The 12,194-nt window shown below is 49.2% G+C and carries 9 protein-coding genes and 1 pseudogene; 8 read left to right on the top strand and 2 right to left on the bottom strand.

Annotated elements, in window-relative coordinates; genetic code table 11:
• Positions 1-48 precede the first annotated feature (48 nt).
• The 4 genes and pseudogenes from DC20_RS04885 (at position 49) to DC20_RS04870 (ending at position 3,694) form a co-directional block, all read left to right on the top strand.
• Positions 49-738 carry a carboxypeptidase-like regulatory domain-containing protein gene (locus DC20_RS04885; protein ID WP_071885380.1) on the top strand — a complete coding sequence of 230 codons (690 nt, stop codon included), beginning with the start codon at positions 49-51 and terminating at the stop codon, positions 736-738.
• Between the two features lie 88 nt (positions 739-826).
• Positions 827-1,804: pseudogene (locus tag DC20_RS04880) on the top strand (PLP-dependent cysteine synthase family protein); the annotation flags it as partial.
• Positions 1,805-1,997: 193 nt separating this feature from the next.
• On the top strand, positions 1,998-3,269 hold the full coding sequence (locus tag DC20_RS04875) for a sensor histidine kinase (RefSeq protein WP_062542806.1): 1,272 nt from the start codon (positions 1,998-2,000) through the stop codon (positions 3,267-3,269).
• The gene (locus tag DC20_RS04870) at positions 3,266-3,694 is read left to right on the top strand and encodes a response regulator (RefSeq protein ID WP_062542805.1); all 429 of its coding nucleotides are present in this window, start codon (positions 3,266-3,268) and stop codon (positions 3,692-3,694) included. Before DC20_RS04875 ends, DC20_RS04870 begins: the two co-directional genes overlap by 4 nt.
• A gap of 116 nt (positions 3,695-3,810) precedes the next feature.
• Here DC20_RS04870 and DC20_RS04865 read toward each other — a convergent pair whose 3' ends face one another.
• Together DC20_RS04865 and ade are read right to left on the bottom strand one after the other, a co-directional pair.
• Positions 3,811-4,623 (bottom strand): sulfite exporter TauE/SafE family protein, encoded by an 813-nt coding sequence (locus DC20_RS04865; RefSeq protein ID WP_245652349.1) that lies wholly within the window; start codon positions 4,621-4,623, stop codon positions 3,811-3,813.
• A 319-nt stretch (positions 4,624-4,942) separates the two neighbouring features.
• Positions 4,943-6,592: an adenine deaminase gene (gene ade, locus DC20_RS04860; protein WP_062542804.1), complete on the bottom strand. Its 1,650-nt coding sequence runs from the start codon at positions 6,590-6,592 to the stop codon at positions 4,943-4,945.
• A 296-nt stretch (positions 6,593-6,888) separates the two neighbouring features.
• Between ade and cmk the strand changes: the two genes are divergently transcribed.
• The 4 genes from cmk to DC20_RS04835 all read left to right on the top strand — a co-directional run bounded on the left by cmk (position 6,889) and on the right by DC20_RS04835 (position 12,100).
• Entirely contained in the window at positions 6,889-7,584 is a 696-nt protein-coding gene (gene cmk / locus DC20_RS04850; protein ID WP_062542802.1) for a (d)CMP kinase, read from the top strand.
• 91 nt (positions 7,585-7,675) lie between these two features.
• Positions 7,676-8,569 carry a 4-hydroxy-3-methylbut-2-enyl diphosphate reductase gene (locus tag DC20_RS04845; RefSeq protein ID WP_062545798.1) on the top strand — a complete coding sequence of 298 codons (894 nt, stop codon included), beginning with the start codon at positions 7,676-7,678 and terminating at the stop codon, positions 8,567-8,569.
• A 76-nt stretch (positions 8,570-8,645) separates the two neighbouring features.
• Entirely contained in the window at positions 8,646-9,188 is a 543-nt protein-coding gene (locus DC20_RS04840; protein ID WP_062542801.1) for a DUF502 domain-containing protein, read from the top strand.
• 320 nt (positions 9,189-9,508) lie between these two features.
• Complete coding sequence (locus DC20_RS04835) at positions 9,509-12,100, top strand: family 20 glycosylhydrolase (protein ID WP_062542800.1); 2,592 nt, start codon at positions 9,509-9,511, stop codon at positions 12,098-12,100.
• The last annotated feature ends 94 nt before the right edge of the window (positions 12,101-12,194 follow it).

The following is a 12,194-nucleotide window of genomic DNA, read 5'->3' as shown; positions in this document are numbered from 1 at the left end:
AAGAAAGGCAAGCCTTTTTTCATTGCTGTTTCTGCCCTTCTGTATTCTATGAGTAAGCGTTTCTGCTTTTTAACTTTATTTTTAGTTAGTCTGCTGGTGTGGCAGAAGGCCGTAGCCCAAACCAGGAACCATAATATCTGGGTAAGCGGACAAGTTTTGCGGGAAGATACCAAAGCACCCATTGCGGGGGTGTCTGTCTACCTGAAGAGCACCGGCCAGGGGCAGGCCACCAATGCCCAGGGTGCGTTCAGAATACAGATTTCCTCATCAGATACGCTCGTGTTCCGGGCGTTGGGGTTTGCTCAAAAAATCTACGTGCCTTCGTTGCGCAGCGTGACAGAGTTACGGGTAAACATCTTGCTGCAGGAAGAAAGCGTGAAATTACGGGAGGTGAAAGTATCGCCTTTGTCTCCGGAGAAAGTAGACCGGGTGCTCCGGAATATGAAGCCGCGTCCGGCCCCGCCCAAACCCCGCATGAACGTGACCGTGCCGCGCATCATCATTCCGCCCAGTCCACCTACGCCGCCAGACATTATCACCAGCCCTTTGAGTTTCTTGTATGAGCAGTTCTCTAAGGAAGGGAAGCAACGCACCCGTGTGGCTAAACTCATGGAGGAGCGCGAGCGCCAGAAAGAACTGGAGAGGCTCATGATCAGACAAGATTCCATCAGGCAGGCCCGTTTGCGCTACAACCGTTTTTTCAGAGACACCACCAGTTTCTACAATCCACGCTGGTAGCCTATATCCGTTCTACCCGGGCGGCAGGTCTGAATTTTTTAGTTACCTTTGTGCCTGATTCTAAGAGTCAATAACCAAGAAGAGAGGTATGTATTTCAATAATGTTATAGAGGCCATTGGTAACACGCCACTGGTGAAGCTGAACAGCGTCACAGATGGAGTAAAAGCCACTGTGTTAGCGAAAGTAGAGTATTTCAACCCAGGCAACTCAGTGAAAGACCGCATGGCCCTGCGCATGGTGGAAGACGCCGAGAAGGCGGGAATCCTGAAGCCAGGCGGAACCATCATTGAAGGAACCTCTGGTAACACGGGCATGGGATTGGCCTTGGCCGCTATTGCCAAAGGTTATAAGTGTATCTTCACCATGTCTGACAAGCAGAGCCCTGAGAAGATAAACATTTTGAAGGCAGTTGGAGCCGAGGTAGTGGTTTGCCCTACCAATGTGGCGCCTGAGCACCCAGATTCTTACTATTCTGTCGCCAAGCGTCTGAACCAGGAGATTACCAACTCATTTTACCCAAACCAGTACGATAACCTTTCCAACACTGCGGCGCACTATGACACCAGCGGCCCCGAGATTTGGAGACAGGCCGATGGAAAAATCACCTGCTTTGCTTCGGGCGTAGGAACGGGCGGTACCATCTGCGGTATCTCCAAATTCCTGAAAGAGCAGAATGCTGGTATCAAAGTAGTAGGCATTGACACCTACGGCTCCGTGTTCAAGAAATACAAGGAGACCGGCATCTTTGACGAAGAGGAAATCTACCCGTATGCCACTGAAGGTATTGGCGAGGACATCCTGCCCAAGAACGTGAACTTTGACCTGATTGACACTTTCATTAAAGTAACCGATAAAGACGGAGCATTGATGACCCGCCGCTTGGCCAAAGAAGAAGGGTTGTTTGTGGGTTGGTCTTGCGGTTCGGCGGTACATGGTGCCTTGGAATATGCTCGTGAGCACTTAACCGAGGATGATGTGTTGGTAGTGGTACTGCCAGACCATGGTACCCGTTACCTGGCTAAAATCTACAATGATGACTGGATGCGGGCACAAGGCTATATTGACTAAGCCGTATCGTTTATAAGTCATTTTCATAAAACAGACTCAAAACGGCCACCTTCTTTAAGGAAAAGGTGGCTGTTTTAAGTTAAGAATCTAACTGTCATCTTGCTTTAAGTCCTTCCTGCAAGCGCAGGCATGGTAACATTGTGTTGCAAGAGGCCGTTTTAAAGCACATCAACTTTTCAGGATCCAACTAGTGCTTCTCTTTCAAATCTCTTCCAGTGTGAATGCAGGTACCCCGGCGGGCTCAGGGCCAGACGGTTTGGTGCTGGTAGGTGAGTTGTTTGTGGTTACGGCCTATTTGCTGGTGGCGGGTGTTTTATTTTACCTGGCCTTAAAACGTGACGACCGTGAAAGAAGGGTGGTGCTGGCGCTCTTCGGGACTATTGCTTTGATGGGCGGGGCCGTACACCTGCTAGAATTCTGGGAGACTGCTTCCCAGGGGAATTTTTTATTGATCCTCAGGTTGGTGTTTGGCGTGGCAGCGTTGATAGCAGCTTATCTGTTGTTCAGGGCCATTCCTGGGTTGCTGGCAATCCCAAGCGAAAAGCAACTCAAAAGGACCAACATAGACCTGCGGGCACAGATAGAGGAACGCGAGAAAGCCGAAGCCGCCCTGCGTGAAACCCAGCAGGAGTTAGAGGACCGGGTGCAGAAACGCAGTGCCCAGGCCATTACCGCCAATAGAGAACTGGAGCGCGAAATAGAAAACCGGAAACGCGCTGAAAAACAGCTGATTTCTAAAAACTACGAGCTAATCAAGAAGAACGCAGACTTGGATGACTTTGTCTACTATGCTTCAAGAGATTTAAAGGGGCCAGTCTTAAACGTATCGGGTTTGGTGGACGCCATCAGGGAAGAACTGCCGCCCAACAACCCAGAGCTTACCCAGTTGTTCACCCGCCTGGATGATTCGGTTTCCAGCATTCACCGGAAGCTGAACAACCTGGCTGAAGTAAGCCGCATCCAAAAGCCCGTGGAGGAGGTCGACCTGAAAAAGCTTTCTTTTCAGGCCGTGTTGGAGCAGGTGCAAGCCACGTTGGCCCAAAGCATACGGGAATCAGACGCCAAAATACAGGCAGACTTTTCGGCGGCGCCGGAGGTCTTCTTTTCCAGAGACAACCTGTACAGCCTGCTCAGGAACCTGCTTTCAAATTCAATCAAATACCGCGATCCTCAACGGACGTTGCAGATCTCCCTCACTACCCGGTTACAGGACCAGTACCTGGTGTTGGAGGTGAAAGACAACGGCATGGGAATGGATCTAAGTCAATATGGACAGCATCTGTTTTCTCTTTTCCGTAGGTTTCATGACCACGTAGAAGGCAGCGGCGTAGGACTTTATATTATTAAACGCATCATGGATAACAACCGTGGAAAAGTGGAGGTGCAGAGCGTATTGGGGGAGGGCACTACTTTTCTGTTGTATTTTGTTAACCATGACCAAGACACCGGAAAACGGGTATGAAAAAACTAAAGGGCATCTTACTTATTGACGACGACGACACCAATAACTTCCTGAACCACCGCTTGCTGAACCGGATGCAGATCACAGACAAGATTAGGGAGTTCCGCAACGGGAAGCAGGCTTTTGACTATCTCTACTCTATTAGTGAGGGGCATGCAGAGCTTACGGGCGAATACTTCAAACCCTCGCTTATTCTCCTGGACATTAACATGCCCGTGATGGATGGGTTTGAGTTCCTAGCGCTGTTTGAGAAACTAAGCGAGTCTTTCCGGAAAGATGTAGTCCTGGCACTGTTGACCACTTCAGAGCATAACCAAGACACAGCGCGGGCGGCTGCCAGTCACATCACCTATCTTACCAAACCGCTTACGACTCAGAAAGTGCAGGACCTGCTGGATGCTCATTTCAAGGATAACGCAGAGTAGCTCGTTCCAGCCAGAAGAAATAAATTGAATGAAGGCGAATGGTTTAAGGGTGATTTGTAGAAAATCGCCCTTAAACCATTCGCCTTTTATGCTGAAAGAGAAGTTAAGGGTTGACACTAAAACTGGTATTTTAGGATAATGTGTATCATCACACTGATCCCTGCCAGCATCAATCCTATCCCTATAAGTTTCTCAGAAGACTTTTGGGAAGTAGTGGCATCTTTTCCTTTGATAGCTTTTCCCAGCAAGGCCCCAAGCGCGAAAGCCAGCATCAGCGGCATGCTCTTGGTCCAGTCAATGTTGCCCAACCAGTAGTGTGAGGAAATCCCTGAAAGGCTGGTTACCACCAGGATGAACAGGGAAGTGGAAATAGCAATCTGCGACGGTATCTTGAATGCCCTTATCATGATGGGCGTTTGCAGAAATCCCCCGCCAATCCCGAAGAGTCCCGCGATGGTGCCGGTACATAGCCCAAAGAAAGCCATCAATCCTCCGTTCAATCTATAGGCCAGGTGCTTGGGGTGATTCTTTCTGATAAAAGACGTAGGCATCCGGTTAAGGCGGTACATCATGCCGCGTTGGCGATTCTGCTTGTGTTGGTAGGTAGCCAGCATGTAGATACCCACCACTGTCACAAAAATTGAAAACAGAATCTGCATCTGCAGCACGGGGGTATAGGCTACCAAAAAAGCCCCTATGACCGTACCCAGCATAGCCGGAAACTGCAGCAGAGAGGCAACTACATAATCAATGCTCTTTTCCCGGAAGTTGAAGATGGAAGAAACCAAAGCAGCCGGAAGCAGGGCCGTCATGGCCGTCCCAATGGCCAACTCAATTGGAAACTGGAAAAACATAATGAGGACGGGCACCAGAAACACCCCACCTCCAAAACCTACCAAGGTCCCAAAGGTGCTGATTATGATCCCCACCAAAAAAAGAAGAATTTCCGTTATCAAGTTGTACCGTTTCTATATGACAATGTAATAGAAATAAAGCTACATCTAACTAAAAGCCTTTTGTTTCTCTTAAATTAGCTTGTAAGCAAAAATTAGTCCTGTTTACCTGATTAGCGGGTTGTTTTGAGCGGTAAATAGCACAGCTGTCTTATTTCTTACTGACTGCCAGAGGAATGGTTGCTTGTAAAAAAGAAGTGCAATTCCTGTGTTGCCTTCCTGATTGAATTGGTGTTGTTGTGTGTGAAAAATTCTATTAGGTTTTTAGAGGTTTAGATCGAGTTGGTCTCTTGCATTAAAGTAAGGTGCTGGTAACGTCTACAAACTGAAAGTGCTGTCCGTCAAATAAGCCTTTATCACTCAGTTTTAAGGCCGGAATCACTAAAAGAGCCATAAAAGACAAGGTCATAAACGGGGAGGTAAGAGTGCTGCCCAGGTCTTTAGCGGCTTGGTCTAGCTTAGCATACTGTTCCGCTACCCAGTAGCCGTCTTCAGGTGACATAATACCTGCTACCGGTAGCGGGAGCACTTCCTCTCTTTGATCGTCTACTGCCGAGATTCCGCCTTTGGCATCAATGAGCAGGTTGACGGCCCGGCACAGGCTTTCATCGTCGCAGCCCACGGCAATAATGTTGTGCGAGTCATGTCCCACACTGGAGGCAATGGCCCCACGCTTCAGCCCGAAGTTCTTGATGAAAGCGATAGCCGGTTCCGTGTTTTGGTAACGGTTTACCACAGTGATTTTCAGGACGTCTTGCCTGGGATCGCTTACAATAAACCCGTTCTTGATTTTAGGGTCCAGAAACAGCATACCGGTAATCAATTGTCCATCATACGGTTCAATCACTCGTATCTTCACCGCGTCCTGGGCTGGTAACTGGAACTGTTCAACGGTCTTCGGCTGGGCGTGAAAGTTGTTGATGATCTCACTGGGGGTGAAGGCAATTTTGCTCTTCCCGTTTTCCGCCACCAATTGCCCATTGATGTAGGTTTTAAGCACGTTGAAGTTCTCTGGGTTATCAATGACAATGAAATCAGCGGGGTCTTTTTCCTGCAGCAGGCCTACTTCCAGTTTGTAGTGGTGTACCGCGTTTACGCAGGCGGCCTGAAGGACATGAAACAAGTCATGGCCTTTGGCTAAGGCACGCTTCACCAGTTCATTGATGTGGCCTTCTACCAGGTTATCGGGGTGCTTGTCATCAGAGCAGAACATGATTTCACATGGGTGGTCAGTTAGCAACTCAATCAGTGCCTCAAAGTTCTTGGCGGCGCTGCCTTCCCTGATCAGGATTTTCATACCGGCAGCCAGTTTGTCTTTGGCTTCCTCAGCGGTGAAGCACTCATGGTCAGTAGTCATGCCGGCGGAGGCATAGGCCTGGGCTTCTTCGCCGCGCAACCCGGGGGCATGGCCGTCCACCTGCTTGTCGAACTTCTGGGCTAGGGTTATTTTCTGCATTACCAACTCATCACCGTTCAAGACGCCGGGCCAGTTCATCATCTCGGCCAGGTATTTCACCTCGGGCCGAAGAAAAAGCTCCTCAATGTCTTCCGGGGTGATCTCGGCGCCAGCCGTTTCAAACGGGGTGGCCGGTACGCAGGAGGGAGCCCCGAAGAAGAATTTGAAAGGTACTTTCTTTCCGTTCTCCAGCATGTATTCCACGCCTTTCAGACCCAGTACATTCCCGATCTCATGCGGATCTGAGACGGTGGCCACGGTGCCGTGGGGTACGGCTAAACGGGCAAACTCAGATGGCACCAGCATGGAGCTCTCTACGTGCACGTGCGCGTCAATGAACCCCGGCAAAATAAAGTGTGTTTCGGCCACGGGTTCCCGCACGACTCGGGCAATCTGGCCATCCATGATCTCCAAGGTGCCGGGGTAGATCTCCTGGTGCAGGACGTCAATGATATTGCCACTCACTTTGTAGAATCTGGGTGTAGCCATGGTATGTTTTTAAGAAGTTTTCTGAAAAGTAAGCCTGAAACTGGCGGGTATGTAAAAACCCGTAGCGGTTCCGGCAGATTACGTATATCTTTGCAGTCAAAGTTAATGGTTTTGAAAAAGATTTTTTCCCTTGGGTTGGTGTGGTGCTTGCTGCTGGGGGCGGTTAGCCCTGCCTGTACGCGTAAGTCTACCTCATTGAGTAAGAAGACCAAGAGTTTCCAGCGGAATCAGCGCTCGGGCAAAGGCATTCCCTGCCCCACTAAAGATTGCTAATTTATTTACCCTAAGGCACTGGTATGAAGAAGATTGTTGTAGCCCTTGATGGGCACTCTTCGTGCGGTAAAAGCACCACCGCCAAGAAAGTGGCACAAGAACTTGGCTACGCTTACATAGACACCGGAGCCATGTACCGGGCCGTTACCCTCTACTTCCTGGAGCATTACATAGACCTCACCAACCCCAAAAAGGTGCAGGAGGCCTTAGATAATATTGAAGTTACCTTCCACCGGAACTCTAAAACCGGCCGGAATGAGGTTTTCCTGAACGGGTTGAACGTGGAGGATGAAATCAGGAAGATGTACATATCAGACAAGGTGAGCGAGGTGAGCGTGCTAGCTCCTGTGCGCCACGCCATGGTAGCCGAGCAGAAGAAAATGGGCAAGCGCCGCGGTGTGGTGATGGATGGCCGTGACATAGGAACCGCTGTTTTCCCAGATGCTGAGGTGAAAGTCTTCATGACGGCTGATGTGGGAATCAGGGCCAAGCGCCGCCAACAGGAATTGTTTGAGAAAAAGCAGTTGGTGCCCTATGACGAGATAGTGGATAACCTGAAAAAACGGGATTTTATTGACTCTACCCGCGCCGAAAGCCCCCTTAAAAAGGCCGAAGATGCCCATGTGCTGGATACCTCCTACATTACCGTTGATGAACAGGTTGATTTTGTGCTGGATTTAGTGGCCTCTGCGCTGCTGCATAAAGAACTAGCTGAGTAAACTGATTGTTTCAAAGTAGAGTTAAGAACAGGAACGGTTTTTGATTGTCCCTGTTGCTTACTTCCTGATTCTTGATACATGTGTCTTTGATATGAACGTAACCATAGATAAAAATTCTGGCTACTGCTTCGGGGTAGAGTTCGCCATCCAGATGGCAGAAGATGAATTAGATGAGGTATCTGAGCTTTATTGCCTGGGTGACATTGTGCACAACAGCATGGAGGTTCAGCGTTTGTATAATAAAGGTTTACGCATTATTGACCGCGAGCAACTTGAGGAACTCCGGGATTGCAAAGTATTGATCAGGGCGCACGGCGAACCGCCAGCAACCTATGAGACCGCTTTGCGCAACAACCTGGAACTGATAGACGCCTCCTGCCCGGTGGTGTTGAAACTGCAGAACCGGGTAAAGCACGCCTATGACTCTATAAAAGGCCATAACGGACAGATTGTGTTGTACGGGCAGCAAGGCCACGCGGAGGTTATTGGCTTAGCCGGTCAAACGGGCAATGAAGCCGTTGTGATTACCACCGAAGAAGATCTGGACAAGCTGGATTATACTCGTCCTATCACTTTGTTCAGCCAAACCACCAAAAGCACCAAAGGTTTCTATCGGATGAAGGAGCTGATTGAAGAACGCGTAGCTGCCGTGAAAGCCACCGGTTTAGAAGTGTTTGACCTGGATGCCAATGATAGCATCTGCCGCCAGGTGTCTAACCGTGAGCCGCAACTAGACAAGTTTGCCCAGCACCATGACGTAGTCGTGTTTGTCAGCGGAAAGAAAAGCTCTAATGGCAAGGCCCTATACGCGGTGTGCCAACGCGTGAACCCGCAGAGCTACTTTGTGGAGAACGCTGATGAATTAGACATGGAATGGTTTAAAGACGCCACGTCGGTAGGAATTTGCGGCGCTACGTCCACGCCTATGTGGTTGATGCAGCAAGTAGCCGATGCCATTCAGGCGCAGCACCCAGTTGAGGCATAATTCCTAAAACAAAATATTAGAAATTAAGTATATTTAAAAGCCCCGGAGACGGGGCTTTTTTCCTGCCTTTCTGTTTATGAAAAACCTTTTTCGCTATTTCCTGAATGGCTTTTTGATTGTAGCTCCTATCTCCTTGACGGTGTACATCATAGTGGCCATTATCAATTGGTTAGACAACCTTTTTTACCTGGATTACCCCGGAATAGGGTTGCTGCTCATTATTATTCTGGTGACCTTGGTAGGATTTATTGGCTCCTCTTTCCTAGTGAAGCCGTTCTTTGTGCTCACGGAACGCATCATGAGCCGCCTGCCGCTGGTCAACATGATTTATTCTTCGCTCAAAGACCTTTTTGATGCATTTGTGGGCGAGAACCAGAAATTCAACCAACCGGTGTTGGTAAAGATGACGCAGTTTAATGATACCTACAAACTAGGTTTCGTAACGCAGCTTTCCATGGATGCGGTGAACCTGCCAGACAAGGTAGCGGTGTATTTTCCACACTCTTACAACTTCTCCGGCGAACTCTTCCTGGTAGCCCGTGAGAACGTCACCTATCTTGAAATTCCAAGCAGTGAGGTGATGAAGTTTGTCGTATCAGGTGGGGTGTCTAAAATCTAGCTAACAACGTTAAGGGTTATGGTTTTAGTAGTAGTTTTCTGAAAAGTGCCGCTAAACCATTCAAGGCTATTTTCATCCAAGCCGCTTTAGGTCTCTTCTTAGAAAAAAAGGCTGAAAGCGGCTTTTGGTTTTAAAAAAGTAGGCTGGAAAAGGAAATTTCAGGTGCACGTAATAATAGGAGTAACCCGTTGTAAGAACAGTAAATTGGCGAGGTTATGATATATTTAGCCGCTCAACTGGCCTTTGGAGGTTTTCTAGATGCTGGTATGCCGTAAAAAAAGACTAGCCAAAGCTACTTGTGTTCTAAATTCACTTCCCTCATGAAATATCTTTTCATCTTCTTCCTGAACATCTTTTCCGTGTGCTCCTCCCACACAGCACCCAAACAAACCCAAGCCCAAGAAGTTAGGGTGGCGGATAGAATAGAACCCAATAACCTGAGTCTCACCTGGGGTGTGCTGGAAGAGAAATACCTGGGCAAGAACCAAACGCTTTCGGTGCTTACGTTCAAAAACGAAGGGAAAGCGCCTATGCCCGCTTCGGGGTGGAGTTTGTATTTCCACAGTACCCCATCGTTCAAACCCAAGGAAGGAAATGCTGAAGTGAAAGTGGAATCCATCAACGGTGATTTTCTGCGCATGTCACCTACTTCTAACTTTAAACAATTAGCTCCGGGCGCGACTGCGAAGATTGAGTTTGTAGCGGCCGGGCAGATTGTGAATGAATCCAGAGCCCCCAGAGGCTTCTATCTGGTGTGGGATGACAACAAAACTAAGGGCTACACCTTGGAGAACTATGCCATCATTAAGCCTGCCATGAACCAGATTGGCTGGGTTGAACCAAAGGACATATATGCGCAGAACAGCAGCATTAAGGATATACCTGCAGAGAAACTAACCAAGATATTCCCTTCGCCCGCGCAATACAAAGAAACCGGACAGGCCTTCACGCTAACGGCGGCGATTCCGGTGGTGGCAGACAATGCCTTCCAGAAAGAGGCCGCCTTACTTGCTGTGTATCTGGAGACTATTTTCGGGCAGAAACCTGCGGTAAAGGCAACTGGCACTATGGGTAAAGCCATTCGGTTGCAGAAGAAAGCAGGACTGGGACCCGAGGCATATGAGCTAACTGTTTCGCCGCAGGAGATTGTCATTTCGGCCACTACTCCGGCCGGTGCATTTTACGGAACTCAGTCTTTGAAAACACTTCTGCCAGCCTCGGCTTTGGCTAAAAAGCAAACCTCCGTGGCCGTTGCAGGGGTGCAGGTGAAAGATGCCCCTCGGTTTGGGCACCGCGCCTTTATGCTGGATGTAGCCCGTAACTTCCACCAAAAGAAAGAAGTGCTGAAGCTGCTAGACCTGATGGCCCTGTACAAGCTGAATGTCTTCCATTTTCACCTCAATGATGATGAAGGCTGGCGCATTGAAATACCCGGCCTGCCTGAATTAACCCAGGTAGGCGGCCGCCGTGGGCATTCCCTTGACGAAAAGAACTTTCTGCAACCGTCGTACGGCTCAGGTCCTGACGTGGAGAATGTCACTGGCAGCGGCTTTTACACCCGTGCTGATTTCATAGAGATTCTCAAGTATGCCCGCGACCGGCACATCAAAGTAATCCCGGAAGTAGAAACTCCCGGTCACGCCCGCGCCGCCATCAAATCCATGGATGCTCGGTACGATCGTCTGATGAAGGAAGGCAAGAAAGCCGAGGCGGAGCAGTACATGCTTCGCGATGTGAATGACAAATCAGTGTACCGGTCGGTGCAGTACTTCAACGACAACGTGATCAATGTGGCCTTGCCGTCAACCTACACGTTCCTGGAGAAAGTCACCGATGAGCTGCTGTCCATGTACAAAGAAGCCGGGGCACCCATCCAGACCATCCACTTTGGCGGGGACGAGGTGCCGAATGGGGTCTGGGAAAAATCACCAGTGGTACAGGAACTCATGGCTAAAAACGCAGACCTTAAAAACGTAGATGACCTTTGGTACTACTTCTTCGGGAAACTGAACACTATGCTCAAGAAGAGGAACCTGTACTTGTCTGGTTGGGAGGAAGTAGGCTTGCGCAAAGTGAGAACCAACGGCCGGTTAAGCTATGTGGCTAACCCAGATTTTGTGAAAGATAACGTGCACGTAGATGTCTGGAATAACCTGGGCAGCAACATTGACCTGGCCTACCGCATGGCCAACGCCGGTTATAAAGTAGTTTTAACCAACGTCTCTCACTTTTACATGGATCTGGCCTATCAAAAAGCTTATGATGAAAACGGGCTATACTGGGGAGGGTATCTGGACGTGGATAAGCCGTTCTACTTTATCCCGTTTGACTACATGCAAAGCATGCGGGTGAATGAAGACAACAAACCTATCACGTCTAACGCTGCCTACGCGGGCAAAGAACAACTGAAGCCCTCGGCCCGCACCAATATTGTAGGCTTGCAGGCGCCGCTGTGGAGCGAAATGATACTTAGCCCCGAGCGCCTGGAGTACATGCTGCTACCTAAACTTCTTGGCTTAGCGGAACGGGCTTGGGCGCCAGATCCTGCCTGGGCCACTAAACCCACCTCAACCCAGAGCAAAGCAGCGTATGTCCAAGATTGGTCTGAATTTGTCAATGTGCTGGGGAAACGGGAGTTGCCTCGCCTGAACTACTATGCAGGTGGTTTCAGCTACCGTATACCCACAGTAGGGGCCACTACCCAGAACGGCAAAGTAGTCGCTAATGCGCAGCTGCCCGGCATGACCATTCGGTACACCACGGATGAAACAGTGCCAACGGTAAAAAGCAAGGTCTATTCTGGGCCTATTTCTGAAAAAGGAACGGTAAAGCTGGCTGCTTTTGATGTCGCAGGCCGATCCAGCAGGATAACTACCGTAGAAAACGGTCAGGGCAATTTAGGAGGAGAGTAAGCAAGAGTTACCTTCTTAACCCCAAAAGCGTTTCAGGGCTGATTTTCTAAGATCAGTTCTGAAACGCTTTTGGGGTTATATATGGAATTGAGGT

Origin of the sequence: Rufibacter tibetensis (assembly GCF_001310085.1) — a bacterium.
Taxonomy (GTDB): Bacteria; Bacteroidota; Bacteroidia; order Cytophagales; family Hymenobacteraceae; genus Nibribacter; species Nibribacter tibetensis.
Note: the sequence above shows the minus strand (reverse complement) of the source record. Positions and strands in the feature narration are given on the sequence as shown.